Raw genomic sequence first — 23,551 nt, 5'->3', positions numbered from 1 at the left:
TCACAACAGCCGTCACGGAGACATGGGTTGTTCGGTCATCGCCAGCAACTCCGCCCGCGCCAACTGCAGATCACCTTCGGTGAGGAAGGGACTCGACCGGGACATCGCCAGCCCTTCCGCGGCGTGCGCGATGACCAGCGCACGCGCCCTGGGCAATCCGTCCGCCTCCATCGCGGCACTCCAGCGCTCGGCGTCACGGACATAGAGTTCGTCCGCTCCGGTCGGGTGCCCCAGCGTTGCGCTGAGTCCAGACGGGTCGAGGACCTTGGCGAAGACGTCGCTGTCCCCGGTCAGGGCCCGGATGTAGCCGCGGAGGAGTTTTCCCGGCCGATTCTCCGACAGATCCACGTGTGCGTGGATCTCGGCCCAGAAACGCTCCATGCTGTGTTCGATGACGCCGCAGAGGAGCGCGTCGCGACTCGGAAAGTGATGCCGCAGACCGCTCTGCGTCACCCCTGCCGCCTTGGCGACATCGGTCAGACTGGCCTTGGACCCCCGTTCGGAGAACGTCCGCTCGGCTGCCTCCAGGATTGCCTGCCGAGTGCGTTCCTTGTCCCGCGTCGCCGTCGGCTCAGTGCGCTCCATGACTGTCCACCATGACACCTCGCGGAGACGGGATCACGCGCCACGCCACGATAGCCGAGACCGCCAGGATCGCGGCCGCGATGTACGAGGTGGTCTGCACGGCGGTGGCGAAGGCGTTCTGGGCCACCTCGACGACCACCGGATCGGTGACGTTCTGGACGGTGCCGGCCAGCGAGGCCTCGGCGGCGGCGGCATCGGACGGGTCGGTCCCGGACGGCAGGTCGAGGTGCGATCGATACATCGCGAGATGAATCGATCCGAGAACGGCAATACCCAGCGCGACTCCGAGCTCGTACGCGGTCTCGGCAATCGCCGAGGCGGCGCCGGCACGTTCCTTCGGCACCGCCGAGACCACCGCGTCGGTCGACAGCGTCATCGCCACGCCGATACCCAATCCGATCACCACGAGAGCGGGACCCAGACCCCAGTAGGACTGGAAGGTGGTCAGGCCGATACCGACCAGCCCGGCCGCCCCCAACGCCAGACCCACCCCGATCGCGCGTCCGGCTCCCAGCCGGCGGCCCAGCGCACCCACGAAGACGATGACGACCATCGACGCCAAGGTGGTGGGCAACTCCGCCATCCCGGCCCGCAGCGGCCCGTACTCCCGAACGAGCTGCAGATACTGGGAGAAGAAGTACAGCAGGCCGACGAAAGCGAAGATGGCCAGGGCGTTGGCGGCGACCGAACCGGCGAAGGCCGGCACGCGGAACAGTTTGACGTCGAGCAGCGGATGGGTCAGCCGAAGCTGACGCCGGACGAAGATCCAGCCGGCGACCAGACCGATTGCCGCGAAGGCCGGGATCGTCGCATCCCAGCCGCTCCCGACCCAGTGCTTGACCGCGTACACCAGCGGCACGATCGCGAGGATCGACAACAGCGAGGACCACAGGTCGATCGTGGTGGAGGCGTCGCCGCGGGACTCGGGAATCAGGATCGGCCCGGCGATCAGAACCAGCGCCATGATGGGCAGGTTGATCAGGAACACCGATCCCCACCAGAAGCTCTCCAACAGCACACCTCCGACGAGCGGGCCGACCGCTGCGCCGGCCATGGCGCCCGTCGACCAGATCGCGATCGCCGTCGTGCGTTGTCTCGCGTCGGCGAACATCGCGCGAACGATCGACAACGTCGAGGGCATCAGCGTCGCCCCGGCGATGCCGAGGAGCGCCCGGGCGGCGATCAGGGTTTCGGCGTTCGGCGCGAAGGCCGCGATCGCCGACGCGAAGCCGAACGCCGCAGCGCCGATGAGCAGAAGGCGTTTGCGCCCGATCCGATCGGCGACATTGCCCATCGTGATGAGAAGACCCGCCAGGACGAACGAATAGATGTCGCCGATCCACAGGAGCTCGGTCCCGCTGGGTTCGATGTCCGCGGTCAGGGACGGCACTGCGAGATACAGGACGGTGCCGTCCACGGCGAGCAGGGTCACGACGAGGACCAGCACAGCCAGGGCGGACCACTCACGGCGGCCGGCGCGAGCGGTGGGTTCGGAGATGTCGGCGATCACCCGAACGACAATAACCGCTCGATCGAGTTGTTACAACGCTCGGTCGAGTGGTGCAGCGAGTGTCACACCGCTTCGGCAGATCCACCTTGCTCGCCAGCCACCGGCCATCGACCTCGTCGCACCGCCCCGCGCGGTGGCGACCACCTCGGCGTGGGTGAGGCCCGAGGCACGGTCACCGAGCGCGACGCGATCACCGAGCCCGGATTCCACCATGTCCAGGAGAAGGCCGACACCCATGATTTCCCGCCAATCCACGTGAGGTCGAGGACATTCGTGTGCAGCATCGAGCCGCACACCGCCCATCGTAGATGATTGAGTGAAATCAGTTCACCGTTTTGGAATCAACGATCAGTTGAAAAGGTCGACCACGGACTCCGTCGCGAACCGCCCCCACAGCATCTTCTTGGCAGCTGTCTTCATATGTCGACGCCAGTGCGCCTCCGCCGCATTGGCATCGCGGGCCTCGATCAACGTGATGAGCTTGCGGAATGCCCGAATCGACTTCCTGAACTGGGCTGCCACCTCGACGGTGTCCGTCGACCGGGATACGACGCGCGACATATGGGTGGCGACGACGTCGGCGAGAACCTGGCCGATGAGCCCGATCGCCTGATTGCCCGCACGCTCCAGGATCAAGTCGTGGAAACGGAACGCCGTCCGCGACCACTGGTCCAGATCGGCGGACTCCGCCCCCGCGTCGACCAGTTCGGCCAACTCGTCGATCACCGCGACGAGCTCCTTGACATCCTCGGCCGAACGCCGCGTTGCCAGCATCCGCACCGCGGCGGGCTCGATGATCATGCGAGCCTCGTATAGGTCGGCCAGGGTCGTGTGCTGGATCTGCAGCAGGAGCCCGATGTGCCTGGCGGCGACGGACACGTCGGGCGAGACCACCTGTACCCCACCCCGCGAACCGCGCCGAACGACGATGAGCGACTCGTTCTCCAGGATGCGGAACGCCTCCCGAAGCGTGGGCCTCGAGACGTCGAATCGCTTACCCAACACGGTTTCCGGCGGAAGAGTGTCACCGGGCTTCAGAATGCCGCGCACGATCTGTCCACGAAGTTGCTGTGCGATCAGCTCCGCGGTCTTCGGCACCTGAATTCGCTGGGACAGGCCGTTCTCGTCGAACAAGTTGCTGGTCAATTCCTACACCTTCCGAATGCCCAGGCAGCGAGCCGACCAAGCGTAGCACCAGGCCAACCCCCGACACCGTTTTCGCGAAACGACCCGAGTGGGACACACACCCATATACGGTTCAATCATATAACTCATATAGCTCAACGGTCGGCACGAGGGAGGTACCGGCATCATGTCGGATGTATCAGGTCAGAGCACACGTACCGGTCAGCTCTTCATCAACGGCAAGTGGGTCGACGGCCGGGGCGACGAGACGATCACCGTGATCAATCCCGCGACCGAGGCGGTGATCGGCACCGTGCCGCAGGCGACCGTCGCCGATGTCGAGGACGCGGTGAGCGCCGCACGCAGCGCCTTCGACGAGGGACCGTGGCCGCAGATGTCGGTGCGCGAGCGTGCCGCGGTGTTGCGGCGGATGGCCGAAGGGTTCGCCGACCGGCGCGCCGAACTGGTCGACCTCTCCATCGCCGAGGCCGGATCGACCCGACCGCTGGCGGAGTTCCTACAGGTCGGCACCCCGATCGATCACTTCTTCGACCTCGTCGACCGGATTCTGCCCGCCTTCGAGTTCGAGACCGCGCTCCCGCCGGTCATCGGCAACGGCATCGGTCAGGGCGTGGTGGTCCGCGAGCCGTTCGGTGTCGCCGCCCTGATCACACCCTTCAACTTCCCGCTTTCCCCAACGTCTGCAAGGTCGCGCCGGCACTGGCGGCCGGGTGCACGGTGGTACTCAAGTGCCCGCCTTACCTCCCGTTCGAGGCCCTCGTGGTCGGCGAGATCGCCGACGCCGCGGGCCTGCCGCCGGGCGTGCTGAACATCATCACCGGCGACGTCGAGGCCGGCGAGGCGCTGACCACCCACCCCGGCGTAGACATCATCAGCTTCACCGGCAGCGACACGGTCGGCACGAAAGTGTATGGGCAGGGCGCACAGTCGCTGAAGAAGGTGGTCCTCGAACTCGGCGGCAAATCGGCGGACATCCTCCTCGAGGACACCGATCTTCGTGGGCGTGGACAATCGCATGAAGATCGCCCAGAGCGAGATCTTCGGCCCCGTCGGTGTGATCATCCCCTTCACCGACGATGCCGAGGCCGTCCAGATCGCCAACGACAGTCCGTACGGACTCTCCGGTGGCGTCTGGTCGGCCGACCCCGTACGCGCACATGGCATTGCGCGAAAGCTCCGCACCGGGATGGTCGTCGTCAACGGAGGCGGCGGCGGATTGATGCCCGACGGACCGTTCGGCGGGTACAAGCAGAGCGGCATAGGACGCGAGTTCGGCGCGCACGGCCTGTCCGAGTACCTGCAGCACAAGACGATCCAGTGGGCGGCGGCCCGATGAGGCTCGTCGTCGATCAGGACAAGTGCGGCGGTCACGGTCGCTGCATCGCCGTCGCGCCCGACCTCTTCGATCTCGACGACGACGGGGTGAGCTTTCCGCTCATCGAAGACATCGGGATCGACCGGGAGGCCGCCGCCAAAGAGGCGATCGCCAACTGTCCGCAGAGCGCGATCAGAATCGAATGAGACCGGTAACCGGTCGTCGGGAGGACTGAGAGTTCCAATGTCAAGTTCATTTGGGTCGAGTTCACTTGGGGAGAAACCCGATTCGGGGTCGATCGGGCAGACCTCACCGGATGACACCGGGACGGTCACCGTGGCCAGGGAGTCGCCGCCGATCGTCTGGCTCGCCCGCCTGGGAGCGGTGTTCGTCGCCATTCAGGCCTACGTCTACATCCGCTGGATCTTCTCCGACTCGTTCTCCCCGATCCCGACCGGCCCCGACGAGGTGCCGACTCACACCCTGGTCATCATCCGGGCGTCGGAGGTCATCTGCATCGTCGGCGTGATCGCGTCGATCATCTGGCTGGTGCATCGCACCCGCAAGGACGGGAAGTTCCCCACCCTGGGCGTCTTCATGATGGGCTGGCTGCTCACCTGCTGGCAGGACGTGGGCGTCAACGCCGTGGTGCCGGTGTTCTCGTACAACTCGGCGTTCCTCAACATGGGCACCTGGGGTGAGTTCGTACCGGGGTGGGTGGCCAAGGGCCCCGAGACCCCGGCACCGATCCTGTACGAGCTCGCCGACTACATGCTGTTTCTCCCGCTGGCCGTCGTCGGCATCGACAAGCTGGTGAAGTCTGCCCGGGCGCGATGGCCGCGGCTCAACAAGGCCGGCATCATCGTGGCCCTGTTGCTGATCTTCCTCATCCTCGACACCGCCTCCGAGCAGTTCCTGCAGCGCCAAGGACTGTGGTCGTACCTGCGGGTCAACGACACCTGGTCGATCTTCACCGGCACCCTCAACCAGTTCCCGCTGTATGAGGGCGTCTTCTTCGGCTCCGTCGTGATGGTGGCCTCGATGTGCTTCTACCTCTTCCGCCGCAACGGCGACCAGCTGATCACCGACGCCGGTATCGAGCGGCTCAAGATCACCCGCGGCGTGGCGGTCGTGCGCATCCTGGCGTTCTCGGCGGTGATGAACGTGATCCTCGCGGTGTTCTTCCTCGGCTTCAACCTGGTGAACATGCACGCCGACGTCGCGCCGACCGACGTGCCGAGCTACCTGCACCAGAACATGTGCGGTCTCGCCGAGAACCCGCCCTGCCCGCACCTGAAGTAGCCGACACGACACCGCCAGGTCGGGTCAGGGCTGGTTGCCCAGCGTCACCGGCCGGTCCGGGTCCGATGACCACTGCGAGAACGAGCCGGGGAACAGCGTCGCGCCGACACCGACGATCGCGAGTGCCGCGATCTCGTGCGCCGCGTTGATGCCGGAACCGCAGTAGACGATCACCTCGCGACCGTCCCCGGGGATGATGCCGAGATCGGTGAAGCGTCGGCGCAGGTCGTCCGCGGACCGGAACCGGCCGGTCTCGTCGACGTTGTCCACGGTCGGTGCGCTGCGAGCGCCCGGGATGTGCCCGGCGCGGGGATCGACCGGTTCGACGTCACCGCGGTACCGCTCGCCGGCGCGCGCGTCGAGCAGGGTCGCGGTGCCGGCCGCGACGTCGTCGATCGTGGCGACCGGGAGGTTCCCGCCGGTCAGCGTGACCGTTCCGGCACGCGGGCGCCCACCGTCACCGGTCGTCGTGCGCAGGCCCTCGGCTTGCCAGGCGGCGAGACCGCCGTCGAGCAGGCGTACGTCGGCGATGCCCGCCCAGCGCAGCAACCACCATGCACGGGCCGCGGCCAGGTTGCCCGAGTCGTCGTAGACCACGACCGGGACGCCGTCGGTGATCCCCCAGCTCCGCGCGGCGGCCTGGAGGTCCTCGATCGAGGGGATCGGATGCCGACCGCCGACGGCCCCGGACGGGGGCGCGGCGAGCTCGGAGTCGAGGTCGGCGTACACCGCGCCGGGGATGTGGCCTTCCCGGTAGGCCTCGCGACCGTCGAAGTCGCCGAGCTGCCAGCGCACGTCGAGCACCACGGGCGGCGTCCCGAGCAACATCTCGGCCAGGTCGAGCGGGTTGATCAGTACATCGCTCATGTCGGTCAGCCTATCGACGCTCGCTCCACACCCCGGCGAAGGCCTGTCGGCAGCGATGCGAGAATGGGGCGGTCCGGCACCTGCGGGACAATCTCCGCGATTCACAGGGGGCCTTTCGTGGCGCTGTTCCTGGCCGTGCTGGTTCCGGCGGTCTTCTTCGGTCTGATCACGTTCTGGCTGCACCGCCGGATCGTCCGCGCAACCGACCTCCCCCGCCCGTGGTCGGGCGTCGCCGATGTCGCGCTCACGGTCATGTGGGCCTTGGCGGTCGTAGGGTTCGCCAGCGGCCGGTCGCTGGACCCGTCGTGGGCGCGACCGATCGGCACCGTCGGCCTGATCTGGATCGGCGCGGTCTTCTACCTGTTCCTCGGGCTAGCTATCGTCGGGCTGATCTCGTTCGGCGCGAACATGATTCGGCGGATTCGACGCCGCCGGACCGGGACCGACGAGACAATCGACGCGGCCGAACGCCGACTGCGTCGTCTGCGGATCGCAACTGCCGCCGTGGTCGTCGTGGCGCTCGGAGTCACCGGTTACGGCGTGTTCGAGGCCTCCCGTCCGCAGGTGATCGAGGTCAGCGCGGCGTTCGACAACCTGCCCGCACAGTTCGACGGACTCCGTATCGCCGTGGTCTCCGACCTCCACCTCGGGCCCGCGCGCGACGCCTCGTTCACCCGGCGCATCGTCGACGAGGTCAACGCGCAGAACCCGGATCTGGTGCTCCTCGTCGGAGACCTCACCGACGGCAAGATCCCCTACGTCCGCGACACCCTGGAACCGCTCACCGATCTCCGCGCACCCCTCGGGATGTTCGGCGTCAGCGGTAATCACGAGTACTACTCCGACGACGGCGGCCGCTGGCTCGACGCCTGGGAGTTCTACGACGTACGGACCCTGCGGAACTCGCGGATCCCGCTGACGGTAGACGGCGCCACCATCCAGCTCGCCGGCATCCACGACGCCACGGCACCCGAACCCTACGAGCCGGATCTTCCCTCCGCCCTGGCGGGCTCGCCACCCGACGACTTCGTCCTCCTGCTGGCACATCAGCCCAAACAGGCCGTCGAGGCCTCCGAGCTGGGCGTCGATCTCCAGTTCTCGGGCCACACCCATGGCGGGCAGATGTGGCCGATCCGGTATCTCGTTCCGCTGCAACAGCCGTCGGTGACCGGTCTCGACCGGGTCGGGAACACCGTCCTGTACACGACGCGCGGCGCCGGTGCGTGGGGTCCGCCCGTGAGGGTTCTCGCGCCGCCAGAGATCACGATGTTCACGGTACGTACAGAACCGTGACGTTCCACGTAGGCTCCGCACGATGACGGAGTTCACGATGGACATCGAGGGACGATCGATCTCGGCGCGGGACGTCGGCGAGGCCACCGGACCTGTCGTCGTACACTTCCACGGGACTCCGGGCTCCCGTCTCGAGGCCGCTTTCGGCGATCAGATCGCCCAGCGACACGGCGTCCGGGTGGTGAGTTTCGACCGCCCCGGATACGGCGCGTCGGACCCCGCACCAATCGGCCTCACGCCAGTGGCACGCGACGTCGAGGCCCTGGCCGACCGCCTCGGACTCGACCGCTTTGCCGTCTTCGGGTGGTCGGGTGGCGGGCCCTTCGCGCTTGCCGCAGCAGCGCTGATGCCCGACCGCGTGACCGGCGTCGGTGTGTCCGGTGGCCCCGGACCCGCGCTCGACGTACCCGGGGCTCGAGAGCTCCTGACCGACAACGACCGCCGAGCCCTCGCGCATCTGCCGGCAGACCCCGGACGGGCGGCCGAGACCTTCCTCGAGGGCAACCGGGACATGCTCGCCGCGATGATGTCGGTTAGGAACGACCCCGCCGCGCCCTGGATCGACTGGATGTGGGGTACAAGCGACGCCGCGGTCATCGAGGATCTGTCGGTACGGCGGATGCTCTTCGAGTCGTTTTCCGAAGCGCTGCATCGAGGGCCCGACGCCATCGCTTGGGACAACGTCGCCTTCGTCGGCCCGTGGGATTTTCGGGTCGCCGACGTCTCTGCGCCCGTTCACCTCTGGTACGGCGCCGACGACGCGATGACGACCCTGTCCAACGGCGAGTGGCTGGCGCGCCACCTACCCGACGCTGATCTCACAGTCTTCCCCGGTGAAGGCCACCTGCTGCCGTTGCGACATTGGGACGCAATGCTTTCGGTGTTGATCGACGGCGAGGACCGCAACCTGGCGTGAGCTCGCCACCCTTGAACGCGACGTGCCCCGCCGACGCGTAAGGCCGGCGGGGCAGGTCGTGTGTGCGTCAGGCCTTGATGTCCGACGGATGTGTCGCGAGCGGCGTCACCTTGATGTCCATGTACGGGAACAACGGGAGACCCGACAGGAGCGTGTGCAGCTCGTCGTTGGACTCGACGTCGAAGATCGAGTAGTTCGAGTATTCGCCGACGATGCGCCAGATGTGCGGCCACTTGCCGGAACGCTGCAGATCCTGTGAGTACGCCTTCTCCCGGGCGACGGTCTCGGCCCGGACATCCGGGTCGAGGTCGTCGGGGATGTTGACGTCCATCCGAACGTGGAACAGCATCACTTCACCGGATCGAGCACGAAGTCGTAGGCCACCGTGTAGCCGCCCTTGCCGTTGTCCTGGGGATCGAGGATCAGTTCGGGCTTCACCGCGCTGGCGACGTCGTCGTCGTTGTGCGCGTCACCGGGGAAGTACAGCTGCGCGGTCAGCTGCTCGTGGCCGGGTGCCGACACCTTGAGGTGCAGGTGGGCGGGACGCCACGGGTGCCAGCCGGCCGCCGAGATCATCTTTCCGCAGGAGCCGTCCGTCGGGATCATATACGGCGCCGGGCGGATCGTGGTGATCTCGAAGTTGCCCTGGTCGTCGGTGGTGAAGGTGGCGCGCAGGTTCCATTCCGGGATGCCCGGTGCGAACTGCGAGTAGTAGCCGTCGTCGTCGGCGTGCCACAGCTCGACCTTGGCGCCCGCGAGCGGGGTGCCGTCGCACGAGCGGACCTGGCCGTTCCACAGCAGCGGATCGCCCTTCTCGTCCTCGCGCATGGGCACTGCACCTTTGGAGCCCTGGTCGGGCGCGTTGGGCACGTAGTACGGCCCCTCGATGCTGCCCTTGTTGCCCTCGCGGTGCTCGGTGGCGACATCCTCGACGACGTGCTCGACCCACACGTCGAGGAACAGCGGCCACTCACCGTCTTCGCCGACGTTGATGAGCCACGCCTTGAGCGCGTTGTACTCGTCGTAGGTCACCTTGTGCTTGCGGATGGTGTCGTGGACGCCGGCCAGCACCTCGTTGATGAGGGTCGCCACGCGCTCCGGCGGGGTGTCCTTGACTGCCTCGAAGGGCGACTTGTCGGCGTGGAAACGCTCGGTGGCAGAGGCGCCGGAGGCAGCTGCGGTCGCGACCTCGTTCGGGTGCTCGGTGGTGGTCATGTCGGTTCTCCTTGTACTCACTGCTCGTGGGGCTGCCACGAAACGATCTGTGGTGATGGGTTTTTCAGTTGTCGGTGCGGTAGCGTTCGAGTTTGTCGGGGTCGATCTCGAAACCGATGCCGGGCGCGGTCGACCGATGCAGGTGTCCGTCGCGGATCTGCAGCGGCTCGGTCAGCAGGTCGTCGCTCATGTCGAGGAAGTTCGACAGCTCACCCGCATAGCGCGACGTCAGCTCGAAGGCGCTGCCGAAGGCGAGTGCGCACGCGGTACCGACCTGCCCGTCGATCTGATTGCCCATCACCACCGGGATGCCGAGGCCCTCGGCGAGATGGTGGGTGCGGCGCGAGGTGGTGAACCCGGTTCGCGCGGTCTTGATGCTGATCGCGGTGGCCGAACGTCCGAGGATCTCGCGGGTGACATCCGCCGGCGTCGGCACCGACTCGTCGGCGATGAACGGGACGTCGAGCTGCTCGACGAGCCACCGCCGGCCCATCACATCGGCTGCGTCACAAAGCTCTTCGGCGAACAACAGGTCGAGGTCGGACATCTCCTTCATCGCCCGCGCGGACTCCGCCGCGGTCCAGCCTCGGTTGCCGTCGACGTAGAGTTCGATCTCGTCGCAGAACCGTTCGCGCAGCGCCCGGACGACAGCGGTGTCGAGTCCGACCGGATACCGGCCGACCTTCACCTTGAACGTCCGGATGCCGTAGGTGTCGACCACCTTCTCGGCCTCGGCGACCATCTTCGCCGGTTCGGCGAAACCGAGCATGTGACTGACGCGCATCCGGTCGGTGAACCCACCGAGCATGTCTCCCACCGGCAGATCCAGGGTCTTGCCCAGCGCGTCCCAGATCGCCATGTCCACAGCGGATTTGGCGGCCGGGTTGCCGATCGTGCGGGCCAGGCGGGAGGCCACCACCTCGCGTTCGAGCAGCGTGAGGCCGACGATGGCGGGGGCGAAGATCGTGTCGATGACGGTGATGATGCCGTCCTGGGTCTCCCCGTAGGTGAACGGCCGCGGCGGCGCCTCGGCGACGCCGACCACCCCGGTGTCGGTGTGCACACGCACCAGGACGTGGTTGGCCACATGCACTTCACCCGAGGCGAACCTCAGGGGCTTCACGTACGGGATCGCGAATGGAATCGCTTCCACGCGAGTGATCTTCATCTTTCATCTCCAAACTGGGCGCTGAGCTGAGCGCTGAGGTCGTCCCGGCCGGCGTCGGCCGGACCGGATACGAAGGCGGATGCGATGGCGTCGGCCACCGCGCTGATGACCGGGTTGTCGACACCGGTTCGCCAGGCCAGTGCCAACTCGACCGTGTCGGCGTCGACGAGGTCGCGGACGACCAGCCCGTCGAGGGGCAGGGCCCGCACGGACGCCGGAAGTACGGCTACCCCGAGACCTGCGGCCACCAGGGCGAGCAGCACTGCGGTCCCGGACGCCTGATGGGCCCGATGCGGAACGAATCCCGCTGCGCGACAGGTCTTCACCGTAGCGTCGTTGACCGCCGAATCCCGGCTGTCGTACATGACGAACGGTTCACTGCGCAGATCCGCCACCGATACGACGGGTTCGATCGCGAGCCGATGATCAACCGACACGGCCAGCACCAGCGGCTCGTCGTCGATCACCCGGATCTCGATGTCCTCCCCGATCGCCGGCGGACGCAGGACGCCGAGGTCGATCGCGCCGGTGCGCAGGGCATCGCACTGCCCGGGTGTCAGCATGTCGGAACGGATGGTGAGGTCGACGTCCGGGAGTTCGCGCTTGACGACCCGCGCGATCCGGGGCAGATGAGAGAACGCGGCGATGCCGGTGAGCCCGAGCCGCACCAGGCCGCTCCGCCCGGCCGCTATCCGGCGCACCCCGTCGACGGCGTCGTCCACGCCGGCCAGGATGCGCTCGGCCTGATCCTTCAGGTACGCGCCCGCCGGGGTCAGCGAGACCTGGCGGGTGGTGCGGACGAGCAGTGTGACGTCGAGTTCGGCTTCGAGCTGGCGGATGGCGTAGGAGAGCGCAGGCTGGGCCACGTGCAGGGTCGCCGCGGCCTGACCGAAATGGCAGGTCTCGGCAACGGCTGCGAAGTAGCGCAGGTGCCTCAGCTCCATGAACTCGTCTTTTCTCGTAGAGATCCGTCACCGATCACCGACTGTGACCGGGACCACCCATCCCACGGTAGAGCCCCGATACATACAAGACAAAGACATTCTCCGCGTCCATTGATCGACGCTGTTTATGAATCCGATGCTTGGTCAGGACTGGCTATTGCCCTAGTGTGATCGGCGCCACGCGGTGCGACAGTGCAAAGAGCAGCCCACATCTGGAGGTACAGCACATGACCGCGTCCGTAACGGAACATCTTCACCACGTGAACTCTGTCCTCGGCGACGCGGTCGTCGACGACCGCGAGGCCGGCGTCTACCGGGCCAACCGGCGGATCTTCACCGACGAGGACATCTTCGAACTGGAGATGAAGCACATCTTCGAGGGCAACTGGATCTATCTGGCCCACGAGAGCCAGGTGCCCAACCCCGGCGACTACTTCACCACCTACATCGGCCGCCAGCCGGTGGTCATCACCCGGGACAAGAGCGGCGAACTGCACTGCCTGATCAACGCCTGCGCTCACCGCGGCGCCATGATCTGCCGCCGCAAGACCGACAACCGGATGACCCTCACCTGCCCGTTCCACGGGTGGACCTTCCGCAACGACGGGACCCTGCTGAAGGTCAAGGACCCCGAGGGCGCCGGTTACCCCGACACCTTCGACGTCGACGGCTCACACAACCTGACCAAGGTGGCGCGCTTCGACAGCTACCGCGGCTTCCTGTTCGGCAGCCTCAACGACGACGTGCAGTCGCTCGACGACCATCTCGGCGACACCCGGCTGGTCATCGACATGCTCGTGGACCAGTCCCCCGAGGGCCTCGAGGTCCTGCGCGGTGCGTCGACCTACACCTATGACGGCAACTGGAAAGTCCAGGCGGAGAACGGCGCCGACGGCTACCACGTCACCGCGACCCACTGGAACTACGCCGCCACCACGTCGCGCCGTGGTACCGGCGAGTCCAAGAACGACACCAAGGCGCTCGACGCCGGCGGATGGGGCAAGTCCGGCGGCGGCTACTGGTCGTACCCCAACGGCCACCTGTGCCTGTGGACCTGGGCGGCCAATCCGCAGGACCGCCCGCTGTGGGACCAGATGGACGAGCTCAAGAAGACCCACGGCGACGCCAAGGGCGAGTTCATGGTGAAGGGCTCGCGCAACCTGTGCCTGTACCCGAATGTGTATCTGATGGACCAGTTCTCGACGCAGATCCGTCATTTCCGGCCGATCGCCCCGGACAAGACCGAGGTCACGATCTACTGCATCGCCCCCAAGGGTGAGAGTGATTCCGCTCGCGCCCATCGCATCCGCCAGTACGAGGACTTCTTCAACGCCTCGGGCATGGCCACCCCCGACGATCTCGAGGAGTTCCGCTCCTGCCAGCTCACCTTCCGAGCGCAGGCCGCGCCGTGGAACGACATGAGCCGCGGGGCGGAGCACTGGCTGACCGGACCGGACGAGGTCGCCGAGTCACTCGGCATGTCCGGCGTCATCTCGGCGGGCGTCAAGAACGAGGACGAGGGCCTCTACCCCGTGCAGCACGGCTACTGGCTGGAGACGATGCGGGCCGCGGTCGCCGCCGAAGAAGCGGCCACCGCCGAGCAGCGCTGAGCCCGCGCCGATTTCATCGAAGGGACATCATGACCACCGCAGAAACCAACCCCGCCACGGGCACCGACGCCGGTACCGGTGGAAAGCTGATCACCCAGAACATGATCGAGCAGTTCCTCTACCGTGAGGCCCGCTACCTCGACGACCGCGAGTTCGAGAAGTGGCTCGACTGCTATGCCGACGACGTCGTGTACTGGATGCCCTCCTGGGACGACAACGATCGCCTGACCGAGGACCCGCAGCGCGAGATCTCGCTCATCTACTACGGCAACAAGGGCGGCCTCGAGGACCGGGTGTTCCGGATTCGTACCGAGAGGTCCTCGGCGACCTCGCTTCCCGAACCGCGGACGAGCCACAACATCAGCAATGTCGAGGTGATCGAACGTCGTGGGGATCTCGTCGACGTCCGATTCAACTGGCACACCATGTATTTCCGATACAACACCGTCGACCCGTACTACGGGACCTCGTTCTACACCATCGACTTCTCCGGCGATCAGCCCCTGATCCGGCGCAAGACGATCGTGCTGAAGAACGACTACATCCATCACGTGGTGGACGTGTACCACTTCTGACCCTCCATTTCTCGGACCCGACTGCCGAGACCCAACCGCCGAGACACAGATCAAGAGGATCCCGTCCATGACTGTCATCACCGATGCAGAGGCCGGCACCGCGGCCGGCACCGAGAACACCCATCAGGTGGCGCTGTCCTTCGAGGACGGGGTCACCCGATTCGTGACCTGCCGCGAGGATCAGACCGTCGCCGACGCCTCCTACCGGCAGCGCATCAACATCCCGCTCGACTGTCGCGACGGTGCCTGCGGAACGTGTAAGGCGTTCTGCGAGTCGGGCGACTACGACGGCGGCGTCTACATCGAGGATGCGCTCTCCGACGACGAATCGGCACAGGGTTACGCGCTGCCGTGCTGCATGAAGCCGAAATCCGATCTGGTGCTGCAGATCGCGGCCACCTCGGATGTCGCGAAGACGCAGGCCTCGAGGTTCACCGGCACCGTCGTCGGCCTCGACCGGCTCTCGGAGTCGACGATGCGCCTGGAGATCCGGATCGAGAACCGCGGGCAACTGGCCTTCCTTCCCGGCCAGTACGTGAACATCGAGGTGCCGGGCAGCGATGACGGCGACGGGAATCCGGTCCGGCGGTCGTACTCCTTCGCCAACGGTCCGCACGAGGATCGACTGGTCTTCCTCATCAAGCTGACCCCGGGTGGCGCGATGTCGACGTATCTGACCGACCGCGCCACGCGGGGCGAGGAGATCGGCTTCACCGGCCCGCACGGCTCGTTCTTCCTGCGCGAGGCCACCCGCCCCGTGCTGTTGCTCGCCGGCGGCACCGGGCTGGCCCCGATCCTGTCGATGCTGCGGAAACTGCACGCCGACAACAGCCGTCGGAAGGTGCACCTGATCTACGGTGTCTCCACCGACACCGACCTGGTCGCGATCGACGAGATCGAGTACTTCGCCGACAAGTTGCCGGGCTTCACCTGGGACCACTGCGTCTCGGATCCGGCGAGTTCCGCGGCCAACAAGGGTTACGTGATGAGCCTGATCGAACCGGCCCATCTCTACGACGGCGACGTCGCGATCTACCTCTGCGGCCCGCCACCCATGGTCGAGGCCGTACGCAAGCACGTCGCGCAGGCGGGGATCGAACCGACCGGCTTCTACTACGAGAAGTTCGCGCTGGCCGCGAAGCCGTCCGCCGTGAATGAGCCCACCGAGGAAGAGGTCGCCGAGTCCACGGACGTCGTCCTGCCGGAGGCGTCCGACGTTGCGGCCGTGGAAGACCCGATCCTGGTCGCGGGTGACGCCCGTGCGATCGCGGGACAGGAGACGCTGCCGGCCGCGGAGCTCGATGCATGGTCCGGTCCGCGACCCGCCGTCGCCGACGACGACTCCCTGGTGCGCATCGGGGGCCAGCAGATGTGGCGCGGCGGGATCGGCGGCGCAGACCTCGACGCCGATGCCGGGGAGATCCGACCGGCGGTGTCGCACGCCGGGACATTGCGCACGATCGCCGGGCAGGAGATGTTCGCGGCGTCGGACCTCACCCAACTGCACGCGTCCGCTCAGGTCGACGGCACCCCCGACGACACAGCTCCCGAACCCGCCACCGCACCGACCGTCGTCGGTTCGCAGGGATACCAGATCGGCGAGGAACATCCGGCCATCCACGAGTCCGACGCACTGTTCGAGGCGCGTGCCGCTCTCGAACTCGGCGCGCTGGAACTGACCTTCGGCCGCCTGGACACCAAGCAGCTGACCGGCTACCGCCTGCTCGCCGACGCCACGGTGCCCTATGTCGACGGCGACCGGTTCGTCGACGCCGCCCAGTACACCGAGACCAACGCCGCCTTCCACGACTATCTGTTCACCCTGACGGGCAACGACCATCTACTCGAGGCCTACAAGGCCCTCGGCGTGAAAGGCCGGATGACCGAGGTGCTGCGCAACGCGACGTGGTGCCACCCGCTCTGCGCGCAGGATCATCTCGACATCGTGTCGGCCTTCGAGTCCGGCGACCACGACGCCGCGCGCGATCTGATCTCCGCGCACGCCGAGCGTTCCAAGCAGACGATGCGTCGTGCGATGGCCGACGAGATGGCCTCGCGCCGTCCGCGTTTCGTCACCCCCGGTCGGTTCGCCGGCAAGGTCGTGGTGATCACCGGTGCCGCACAGGGTATCGGCGAGCAGGCCGCGCGCCGGATCAGCGCGGAGGGTGGCAAGGTCGTCCTGGCCGACCGGTCGGACCTCGTCGAGGAGGTCGCCCGCGATCTCGAGTCGACGGGTCCCGGCGCGGTGTCGGCCATCGCGGACCTCGAGACCTACGACGGCGCCGAGTCCGTGGTCCGACGGGCCGTCTCCTCCTATGGCCGCGTCGACGTCCTCATCAACAATGTCGGCGGGGCGATCAACTTCAAGCCGTTCACCGAGTTCACCGACACCCAGATCCGCGCCGAGATCGACCGGTCCCTGATGACCACCCTCTATGCGTGCCGGGCGGTGCTGCCGTCGATGATCGACAACGGCGGCGGGGTGATCGTCAACGTGTCGTCGGCCGCGACGCGCGGAATCCATCGCATCCCGTACTCGGCCGCCAAGGGCGCCGTCAACGCGATGACCGCGTCGCTGGCGATGGAGTACGCCGACGACGGCATCCGGGTGGTCGCCGCCGCACCGGGCGGCACCGAGGCGCCGCCGCGCCGGATCTCCCGCGGCACCCCCGAGCCGCGCAACGAGGTCGAGACGCAGTGGTTCCAGGCCCACATCGACCAGACGAAGGCGTCGTCGTTGATGAACCGTTACGGGACGCTCGACGAGCAGGCGGCGGCCATCTGTTTCCTGGCGTCGGATGAGGCGTCGTACATCACGGGCACGGTCCTGCCGGTCGCGGGAGGCGACCAGGGATAGGGCAACCCGGGGCGGCCGTCGCCGAGGGTACCTACCATGGAGCGATGATGGTCACTGCCGCATGTGTCGGGCGGGACCGCGAGATAAAGGTGTTGTCGTCGCGGCTCCACGCCGTGTCAGGGGCCGAACTGCTCGCCGTCACCGGGGATCCGGGTTCCGGCAAGTCGACGCTGCTCGCTCATCTCGTCCACCACCACCTGGCCTCCCCGGGAGCCGGTGCCACGTTGTGGGCGAGGGTCTCACCCTGGCAGTCCGCCACTCCGGGTTCGCTGATCCGCCAGCTCCTCCAGGACCATCACGCCGAGTCGGAGCCGGCTGACGGTCTCGTGGATGCCCTGGTCGCGGCGACGGATACGACCGATGGTCCGGTGCTCGTGGCGATCGACGACGCCGATCTCGCCGACGAAGCGTCTCTGCACGCGTTGGTGACCCTGATCCGGGAGCACCGTTCGCGCCGCATCCTCGTCGTCGTCACGACCGCGCGTCCGGGCACACGTCTCGCGGGCCAGGCGTTCGACGAGTTGCGGCTCGAGGGAGTCGACGCCCAGGGCACCGCGGATCTGGCCGAGCAGCGCGGCATCGTGCTCCATCCCGCGATGCGGGCGGAACTGGCCCGTCACACGTCGGGCAATCCGCGTGACATCGTCGCCCTGCTCGACGAGGTACCGGTGGGCACGTGGTCGCGCAGCGGCGCTGCACTCCCCGCCCCCGCGCATGTCGTCGATTCCGTGCGCGAGCGCCTCCCGGAGGGAAGTACGCCCGCCCGGGCACTGATCGAGGCGCTCGCGATCCTCGATGCCGCCGAGCCGCTTTCGACCGCCATCACCCTCGCCGGCGTCGAGGACCCGCTGGAGGCGATCGACGACGCACGACGCACCGGTCTGGTCACCTCGGACGGAGCGCTGACGCCCGCCGAGGCGCAGCCCCGGATCGTCACTCCCCTGGTACGCGCCGCCATCCTCGAGGTCCTGGGGATGAAGGCGGTGGGCGAGGCGCACCGACGGGCCGCCGACGTGGTCGTCGACCCCGCCCGCCGGCTCCATCATCGGGTGGCCGCCACCCCGACGGCCGATGCCGGTCTCGCCGACGACCTGGCCGAGCTCGCCCGCACCCGCGGCGCCGACGGTGCGTGGGCGGAGGCCGCCGGGCTCTATCGCCAGTCGGGCCGACTCACCCCGGATCCGCTCGAGCGCGACACCCGTGTCACCCTCGCCGTGGATTCGCTTCTCGCCGCGGGTGATTGCACGGGTGCCGGTGCACTCGTCCCGACGGTGGAGAGTCTGCGCGAAACACCGCTGCGCAATGCGACGCTCGCCTACCTGGCCATCCTGCGTGGGCGCTCGGCGGAGGCGCAGCTGCGCCTCGACCGCGCCTGGGGCATCGTCAATCTCGATCGCGAGCCCGACGTGGCCGCCCTGATCGCGCAACGCCATGTGCTGCACAATCTCGTCCGGTGCCAGGGCACCGAACTGGTCACCTGGGCAGATCGGGCGATCGACATGGCCGGAAGCGGTTCGGCTGCCCGGGTGGAGGCCGCCGTCATCCGCGGACTCGGGTTGGCGTGGTCAGGGCATCCGGACGCCGCCCGCGCCGAGTACGAGTCCCTCTCCGAACGAATCCGGTACGGCGCGCAGGCGCAGCGGGCCATCATGGGCCGCGGGTGGCTGCAGCTGGGACTCGACGAGATCGATGCCGCACGAACCAATCTGGAGACCGCCGTGTCGATGGCACAGTTGGGCGGTTCGACGCGGATCTCGATGTGGGCGCTGGCCTGGCTGGCGCGGGTCCAGTTCCTCACCGGCGACTGGGACGAGGCCATGCGCAACGTGGACGCCGGCCACTCGCTGGCACGTACCAGCGGCATAGCGTTGACCACCCCGCTGCTCAACTGGACGTCGAGCCAGATCCACTCCCTGCGCGGCGACTGGGAGGAGGCTCACCGCAGTGTCGCCCAGAGCACCACGTCGATCGGCGACTACGAGATCATGCGCATCCCGGACATGCTGGCACGAGCCCAACTCGCCGAGGCCGCAGCGGATTACGGGAAGGTCCGGCGCATACTCGTACCGCTGAGGGCGATGTCCGAGAGCGTCCCCGCACTCTCCGAGCCGGGTTTGTGGCCCTGGGTGGACGTACTCGCGAACGCCCTTGTCCTGGAAGGGCAGTACGATGCGGCCGACGTTCTGCTCCGGGAGTACGGGAAGCGGTCAGAGGAACGCGGGCACCGCTCGTCGGCGGCCCGGATGAAGTACGCCCGCGGACGGCACCTCGGTGCGATCGGCGACATCCACGGCGCGCGTCGGACATTCGAGGAGGGCATCGAACTGCTCGACGGCCTCGGACTCCGCTACGACCAGGCGCGGGTCAACTTCGCCTACGGGCAGACGTTGCGACGGGCGGGTAAACGGCGCGCCGCCGACGCCGTCATCGGGACCGCCCGCGATCTGTACGTGTCGCTCGGGGCGAACACCTACGTCGAGCGTTGTGACCGCGAGCTGAAGGCCGGCGGGATGGCGACCTCACGCGTGGAGACCCACGGCGCCACAAAGGATGCCGCCGAGCTCACCCCGCAGGAGGAGGCGGTGACCTCGCTGGTGGCACGAGGCCTCTCGAACCGCGAGGTGGCGGCCGAACTGTTCATCTCACCCAAGACGGTGCAGTACCACCTGACGCGGATCTACGCCAAGCTCGGGCTGCGATCACGTGCGGAGCTGGCCGCCTCCCGACGCTGATCGACCAGGGGCGCCCCGGTCTTCTCGACGACCATCCCGAAGTCGACGCCCGGCGCGAGCTCCACGACCTCGAAACCTGTCCCGGCGACATCGAACACGCCGAGGTCGGTGATGACCCGGCTCACCACGTTCCGGCCGGTCAGCGGCAGGGCGCAGTGCTCGAGGAGCTTCGGCTCCCCCTTCTTGGTGACGTGCTCCATCAGGACGATCACCTTGCCTGCGCCGTTGACGAGGTCCATGGCACCGCCGATGCCCTTGACGAGCGCACCGGGAACCATCCAGTTGGCGAGGTCACCGTTCATGGCGACCTGCATGCCGCCGAGGACCGCGACGTCGACGTGCCCGCCGCGGATCATCGCGAAACTGGTGGCGGAGTCGAAGTACGACGCGCCGGGCAGCACCGACACGGTCTGCTTGCCCGCGTTGATGAGGTCGGGATCGACCTCGTCGTCGTACGGGAAGGGACCGACGCCGAGAATTCCGTTCTCGGCATGCAGGAAGATCCCCGAATCGTCGGGCATGTGGTCTGGGATCATGGTCGGCAGACCGATGCCCAGGTTGACGTAGTCGCCGCGGGTCAGCTCTTTCGCTGCGCGGGCGGCCATCTCGTTGCGATTCCAGGTCATTGTCATGTCTCCTATGCCGTGACGGCGGTCGGGCGTTCGCGGATGGTGCGCTTCTCGATCCCCTTGCGCGCGGCCTGTTCCGGCGTCAGCTCGACGATGCGTTTGACGAAGATGCCGGGCAGGTGGATCTCGTCGGGTCCGAGCTCACCGACCTCCACGACCTTCTCCGCCTCGACGATCGTCGTGCGGCCCGACATCGCGGCCGGCGGATTGAAATTGCGTGCCGCGGCGTGGAACCGGCAGTTTCCGGCCTTGTCGGCGACGGCGGCGCGAACCAGCGCGTAGTCGGTGACGATCGCTTCCTCGAGCACCATCGGCGTGCCGTTGAACGTGCGGACCTCCTTGGGCGGGGAGGCCTCGGCGACGGTGCCGTCGGCGTTGTACCGCCACGGCAGGCCGCCCTCCTCGACGAGGGTTCCCACACCGGTGGGGGTGAAGAACGCTCCGATTCCGCTGCCCCCGGCGCGCATCCGCTCGGCGAGGGTGCCCTGCGGGGTCAGTTCGACGGTGACCTCACCGGAGAGGAACTGCCGGCCGAATTCCTTGTTCTCGCCGATGTAGGAGGCGATCACCTTGTCGATGCGCCGATTCTCGAGCAACAGACCGAGACCCGCGCCGTCGACGCCGCAGTTGTTGGAGACGATCGTGAGGTTCTTCGCCCCCTGCGCGAGGAGGGCGTCGATGAGGAAGCCGGGGATGCCGGCGAGACCGAAACCGCCCACGGCGAGACTCGCACCGTCGGGGATGTCGGCGACGGCATCGGCGGCCGACGCGGCGCGCTTGTCGTAACTCATTGTTGCTCCAGATGTTCGATGAGTGCGGGGTTGATGATGTCGGGTTGCTGGGCGTTGGCCAGGTGAGCCGAGTCGGGCACGACGAGCAGGCGGCCCTGCTGCACGTTGTCGGCGATCTCCTCGAGCTTCGCCGGCGGGGTGGCCGGGTCGTCGGCGCCCGCGATGGCCAGCGTCGGTGCGGCGATGGACGACAGGTCGTCCCGGAGGTCCATCTCGGCGATGACCTCACAGCACGACGCATAACCCTCGGCCGGGGTCGCCGCGACCATGTTCTCGTGGAACGTCCGCGAACTGCCGTAAGTGCTCAGGTATTCGGGCGTGAACCATCGCTGTACGACGGATTCGGCCACGGCCCCGGTCCCGTTCGCCCGCACCGTGGCGGCCCGGTCGAGCCAGGCCTCCCGCGGCGGGAGCTGGGCTCCCGTGCAGAGCAGCGCGATCCGGTTGACCCGCTCGGGGTTTCGGGCGGCGACCCGCATCATGGTCATGCCGCCGAGCGAGAGACCCACGAGATGGGCGCGTTCGATGTCGAGGCGGTCGAGCAGCGCGATGACGTCGTCGGCGAGGTCGTCGATCGTGTAGGGCCCCTCCGGCACCGGCGACTCCCCATGACCCCGGGTGTCGTAGCGGACCACCCGAAACCGCTCCTCGAGTGCGGCCAGCTGCGCATCCCACATGCGGTGTGTGGACCCGAGCGAGTTCGACAGCACCACTGCGGGTCCGTCGGCACGTCCGGAAACCACGGCGTGCACCTGCACCGGGCGGACTTCGACGGCGCTCATCGGGTGGCCTCGAAGATCGCGGCAAGGCCCTGGCCTCCGCCGATGCACATCGTCTCCAGGACGTGCCGCGCCTCGCGGCGGCGGGCCTCGTAGGCGGCGGTGGCGAGGATGCGGCCGCCGGTCGCACCGATCGGATGGCCCAGGGAGATACCGGAGCCGTTGGGGTTCAGGCGTTCATCGCCGGCGTCGATCTTCCATTCGTCGAGGCAGGCGAGAACCTGTGCGGCGAAAGCCTCGTTGAGCTCGATCAGGTCGATCTCGTCGAGGGTGAGCTCGGCACGGTCGAGAGCGGCTGCGGTGGCACTGACGGGGCCGATGCCCATGGTCTCCGGCTCGCAGCCGGTGATAGCCCAGGAGCGCAGGGCGAGAAGCGGTTCCAGGCCACGACGACGCGCCTCCGCGCGGGTCGTCACCACACACATGGCCGCGCCGTCGTTCTGCCCGGAGGCATTGCCCGCCGTGACCGTGGAGTCCGCGTCGAGCTCGAGCCGGATGGGACGGAGCTTGCCGAGCGATTCGGCGGTGGCATCGGCTCGCGGGTGCTCGTCGCGGTCGACGACGGTGTCGGGCTTGCCGCGTCGTCCGGGGATCGTGACCGGGACGAGTTCGTCGTCGAAGCGGCCCTCCTCGTGGGCGGCGACGGCCCGATGATGTGACCGTGCGGCGTACTCGTCCTGGTCGGCGCGGGAGATGCCGTACTTCGCGCGCAGGTTCTCGGCGGTCTCGATCATGCCGCCGGGCACCGGGTGGGATTCGCCGCCCGCGGTGAGCCGACCGCGGTCGAGGCGATCCATCAGCTCGACACCGCCCTGCTTGATCCCCGAGCGCAGCCCGAGTGCGTAGTGCTCGACATTCGACATCGACTCGGCACCACCGGCGACCACCAGCCGCGCGCCACCGGTCGCCACCGACGACGCCGCGGTCAGGATGGCCTGCAGTCCCGAGCCGCATCGGCGGTCGACCTGCATGCCGGGGACGCCGACACCCAGCCCGGCGTCGAGTGCGGCGATCCGGCCGAGGGCCGGCGATTCACCACTCGCATATCCCTGTCCGAGGATGACGTCGTCGATGTCGCCCTCGCCGAGTCCGGTGCGGGTGGTCAGTTCCTTCAGCAGGTCGGTGGCCAGGCGGGTCACCGGCACCGAGGACAACGCTCCTCCCATACGCCCGACGGGGGTACGCAGGGGTGAACAGATGACGATGTCGGTGTCCGCGGTGCTCGAAGATGCCATGCAACCAGCCTAGGGACCTGCAGCGATATGGAGAAGTATCCATTTGCCCGCCTTTGATATATCAGGAGTATCAATCGGTAGG

At 67.6% G+C, this 23,551-nt stretch carries 21 protein-coding genes and 1 pseudogene; 9 read left to right on the top strand and 13 right to left on the bottom strand.

What is annotated here, in order from left to right; translation table 11 throughout:
- Positions 1–12: 12 nt before the first annotated feature.
- From BLU62_RS28095 to BLU62_RS28080, 4 genes are all read right to left on the bottom strand, one after another.
- On the bottom strand, positions 13–585 hold the full coding sequence (locus BLU62_RS28095; RefSeq protein WP_074853732.1) for a TetR/AcrR family transcriptional regulator: 573 nt from the start codon (positions 583–585) through the stop codon (positions 13–15).
- Entirely contained in the window at positions 572–2,095 is a 1,524-nt protein-coding gene (locus BLU62_RS28090; protein WP_074853731.1) for an MFS transporter, read from the bottom strand. The genes BLU62_RS28095 and BLU62_RS28090 overlap by 14 nt, the downstream gene beginning before the upstream one ends.
- 30 nt (positions 2,096–2,125) lie before the next feature.
- Positions 2,126–2,332, bottom strand: a complete 207-nt coding sequence (locus BLU62_RS34115) for a hypothetical protein (RefSeq protein ID WP_074853729.1) — start codon at positions 2,330–2,332, stop codon at positions 2,126–2,128.
- A gap of 111 nt (positions 2,333–2,443) precedes the next feature.
- Positions 2,444–3,241: a FadR/GntR family transcriptional regulator gene (locus BLU62_RS28080; RefSeq protein WP_074853727.1), complete on the bottom strand. Its 798-nt coding sequence runs from the start codon at positions 3,239–3,241 to the stop codon at positions 2,444–2,446.
- A 166-nt stretch (positions 3,242–3,407) separates the two neighbouring features.
- Between BLU62_RS28080 and BLU62_RS28075 the strand changes: the two are divergent.
- The 3 genes and pseudogenes from BLU62_RS28075 to BLU62_RS28065 all read left to right on the top strand — a co-directional run bounded on the left by BLU62_RS28075 (position 3,408) and on the right by BLU62_RS28065 (position 5,858).
- Positions 3,408–4,577, top strand: a pseudogene (locus BLU62_RS28075) (aldehyde dehydrogenase family protein).
- A complete protein-coding gene (locus tag BLU62_RS28070; protein ID WP_074853725.1) occupies positions 4,559–4,762 on the top strand; it encodes a ferredoxin in 204 nt (67 codons plus the stop codon). The pseudogene BLU62_RS28075 and the gene BLU62_RS28070 overlap by 19 nt, the downstream one beginning before the upstream one ends.
- 130 nt (positions 4,763–4,892) lie before the next feature.
- Positions 4,893–5,858: a spirocyclase AveC family protein gene (locus BLU62_RS28065; RefSeq protein WP_244278423.1), complete on the top strand. Its 966-nt coding sequence runs from the start codon at positions 4,893–4,895 to the stop codon at positions 5,856–5,858.
- Between the two features lie 24 nt (positions 5,859–5,882).
- On the opposite strand, the gene BLU62_RS28060 is transcribed toward BLU62_RS28065, so the two are convergent.
- Positions 5,883–6,725, bottom strand: a complete 843-nt coding sequence (locus BLU62_RS28060; protein WP_074853723.1) for a sulfurtransferase — start codon at positions 6,723–6,725, stop codon at positions 5,883–5,885.
- A 117-nt stretch (positions 6,726–6,842) separates the two neighbouring features.
- On the opposite strand from BLU62_RS28060, the gene BLU62_RS28055 reads away from it, so the two are divergent.
- On the top strand, positions 6,843–8,018 hold the full coding sequence (locus tag BLU62_RS28055) for a metallophosphoesterase (protein ID WP_074853721.1): 1,176 nt from the start codon (positions 6,843–6,845) through the stop codon (positions 8,016–8,018).
- A 22-nt stretch (positions 8,019–8,040) separates the two neighbouring features.
- Complete coding sequence (locus BLU62_RS28050; RefSeq protein WP_005198098.1) at positions 8,041–8,934, top strand: alpha/beta fold hydrolase; 894 nt, start codon at positions 8,041–8,043, stop codon at positions 8,932–8,934.
- A gap of 67 nt (positions 8,935–9,001) precedes the next feature.
- Here BLU62_RS28050 and catC read toward each other — a convergent pair whose 3' ends face one another.
- The 4 genes from catC to BLU62_RS28030 form a co-directional block, all read right to left on the bottom strand.
- Positions 9,002–9,283: a muconolactone Delta-isomerase gene (gene catC / locus BLU62_RS28045; protein ID WP_074853719.1), complete on the bottom strand. Its 282-nt coding sequence runs from the start codon at positions 9,281–9,283 to the stop codon at positions 9,002–9,004.
- Positions 9,283–10,149: a catechol 1,2-dioxygenase gene (gene catA, locus BLU62_RS28040; protein ID WP_074853717.1), complete on the bottom strand. Its 867-nt coding sequence runs from the start codon at positions 10,147–10,149 to the stop codon at positions 9,283–9,285. Before catA ends, catC begins: the two co-directional genes overlap by 1 nt.
- Positions 10,150–10,213: 64 nt before the next feature.
- Positions 10,214–11,317, bottom strand: a complete 1,104-nt coding sequence (locus BLU62_RS28035; RefSeq protein ID WP_074853715.1) for a mandelate racemase/muconate lactonizing enzyme family protein — start codon at positions 11,315–11,317, stop codon at positions 10,214–10,216.
- A complete protein-coding gene (locus BLU62_RS28030) occupies positions 11,314–12,261 on the bottom strand; it encodes a LysR family transcriptional regulator (RefSeq protein ID WP_074853713.1) in 948 nt (315 codons plus the stop codon). The genes BLU62_RS28035 and BLU62_RS28030 overlap by 4 nt, the downstream gene beginning before the upstream one ends.
- A gap of 227 nt (positions 12,262–12,488) precedes the next feature.
- Here BLU62_RS28030 and benA point away from each other — a divergent pair, with 227 nt between their 5' ends.
- The 4 genes from benA (at position 12,489) to BLU62_RS28010 (ending at position 20,035) form a co-directional block, all read left to right on the top strand.
- On the top strand, positions 12,489–13,871 hold the full coding sequence (gene benA, locus BLU62_RS28025; protein WP_074853711.1) for a benzoate 1,2-dioxygenase large subunit: 1,383 nt from the start codon (positions 12,489–12,491) through the stop codon (positions 13,869–13,871).
- A 29-nt stretch (positions 13,872–13,900) separates the two neighbouring features.
- Complete coding sequence (gene benB, locus BLU62_RS28020; RefSeq protein WP_074853709.1) at positions 13,901–14,446, top strand: benzoate 1,2-dioxygenase small subunit; 546 nt, start codon at positions 13,901–13,903, stop codon at positions 14,444–14,446.
- 67 nt (positions 14,447–14,513) lie between these two features.
- Complete coding sequence (gene benC, locus BLU62_RS28015) at positions 14,514–17,303, top strand: benzoate 1,2-dioxygenase electron transfer component BenC (RefSeq protein WP_074853707.1); 2,790 nt, start codon at positions 14,514–14,516, stop codon at positions 17,301–17,303.
- Positions 17,304–17,347: 44 nt separating this feature from the next.
- A complete protein-coding gene (locus BLU62_RS28010; protein WP_074853706.1) occupies positions 17,348–20,035 on the top strand; it encodes a helix-turn-helix transcriptional regulator in 2,688 nt (895 codons plus the stop codon).
- On the opposite strand, the gene BLU62_RS28005 is transcribed toward BLU62_RS28010, so the two are convergent.
- The 4 genes from BLU62_RS28005 to BLU62_RS27990 are packed head-to-tail and all read right to left on the bottom strand — an operon-like array spanning position 19,981 to position 23,469.
- Entirely contained in the window at positions 19,981–20,661 is a 681-nt protein-coding gene (locus BLU62_RS28005) for a 3-oxoacid CoA-transferase subunit B (protein WP_074853704.1), read from the bottom strand. The two genes, BLU62_RS28010 and BLU62_RS28005, sit on opposite strands and share 55 nt — an antisense overlap.
- Before the next feature lie 11 nt (positions 20,662–20,672).
- Positions 20,673–21,455, bottom strand: coding sequence for a CoA transferase subunit A (locus BLU62_RS28000; protein WP_074853702.1), 783 nt, complete (start codon positions 21,453–21,455; stop codon positions 20,673–20,675).
- On the bottom strand, positions 21,452–22,237 hold the full coding sequence (gene pcaD, locus BLU62_RS27995; RefSeq protein ID WP_074853700.1) for a 3-oxoadipate enol-lactonase: 786 nt from the start codon (positions 22,235–22,237) through the stop codon (positions 21,452–21,454). The genes BLU62_RS28000 and pcaD overlap by 4 nt, the downstream gene beginning before the upstream one ends.
- A complete protein-coding gene (locus tag BLU62_RS27990) occupies positions 22,234–23,469 on the bottom strand; it encodes an acetyl-CoA C-acetyltransferase (RefSeq protein ID WP_074853698.1) in 1,236 nt (411 codons plus the stop codon). The genes pcaD and BLU62_RS27990 overlap by 4 nt, the downstream gene beginning before the upstream one ends.
- Positions 23,470–23,551: the final 82 nt, after the last annotated feature.

Source organism: Gordonia westfalica (assembly GCF_900105725.1).
GTDB classification, from domain to species: domain Bacteria; phylum Actinomycetota; class Actinomycetes; order Mycobacteriales; family Mycobacteriaceae; genus Gordonia; species Gordonia westfalica.
Note: the sequence above shows the minus strand (reverse complement) of the source record. Positions and strands in the feature narration are given on the sequence as shown.

Excerpts from the sequence above, each read along its gene's own strand:
- BLU62_RS28095 (WP_074853732.1), bottom strand. The coding sequence starts at position 585 with ATGGAGCGCACTGAGCCGACGGCGACGCGGGACAAGGAACGCACTCGG.
- BLU62_RS34115 (WP_074853729.1), bottom strand. The coding sequence starts at position 2,332 with ATGGGTGTCGGCCTTCTCCTGGACATGGTGGAATCCGGGCTCGGTGAT.
- BLU62_RS28060 (WP_074853723.1), bottom strand. The coding sequence starts at position 6,725 with ATGAGCGATGTACTGATCAACCCGCTCGACCTGGCCGAGATGTTGCTC.
- BLU62_RS28050 (WP_005198098.1), top strand. The coding sequence starts at position 8,041 with ATGACGGAGTTCACGATGGACATCGAGGGACGATCGATCTCGGCGCGG.
- catC (WP_074853719.1), bottom strand. The coding sequence starts at position 9,283 with ATGCTGTTCCACGTTCGGATGGACGTCAACATCCCCGACGACCTCGAC.
- catA (WP_074853717.1), bottom strand. The coding sequence starts at position 10,149 with ATGACCACCACCGAGCACCCGAACGAGGTCGCGACCGCAGCTGCCTCC.
- BLU62_RS28035 (WP_074853715.1), bottom strand. The coding sequence starts at position 11,317 with ATGAAGATCACTCGCGTGGAAGCGATTCCATTCGCGATCCCGTACGTG.
- BLU62_RS28030 (WP_074853713.1), bottom strand. The coding sequence starts at position 12,261 with ATGGAGCTGAGGCACCTGCGCTACTTCGCAGCCGTTGCCGAGACCTGC.
- benA (WP_074853711.1), top strand. The coding sequence starts at position 12,489 with ATGACCGCGTCCGTAACGGAACATCTTCACCACGTGAACTCTGTCCTC.
- benB (WP_074853709.1), top strand. The coding sequence starts at position 13,901 with ATGACCACCGCAGAAACCAACCCCGCCACGGGCACCGACGCCGGTACC.
- benC (WP_074853707.1), top strand. The coding sequence starts at position 14,514 with ATGACTGTCATCACCGATGCAGAGGCCGGCACCGCGGCCGGCACCGAG.
- BLU62_RS28010 (WP_074853706.1), top strand. The coding sequence starts at position 17,348 with ATGATGGTCACTGCCGCATGTGTCGGGCGGGACCGCGAGATAAAGGTG.
- BLU62_RS28005 (WP_074853704.1), bottom strand. The coding sequence starts at position 20,661 with ATGACCTGGAATCGCAACGAGATGGCCGCCCGCGCAGCGAAAGAGCTG.
- BLU62_RS28000 (WP_074853702.1), bottom strand. The coding sequence starts at position 21,455 with ATGAGTTACGACAAGCGCGCCGCGTCGGCCGCCGATGCCGTCGCCGAC.
- pcaD (WP_074853700.1), bottom strand. The coding sequence starts at position 22,237 with ATGAGCGCCGTCGAAGTCCGCCCGGTGCAGGTGCACGCCGTGGTTTCC.
- BLU62_RS27990 (WP_074853698.1), bottom strand. The coding sequence starts at position 23,469 with ATGGCATCTTCGAGCACCGCGGACACCGACATCGTCATCTGTTCACCC.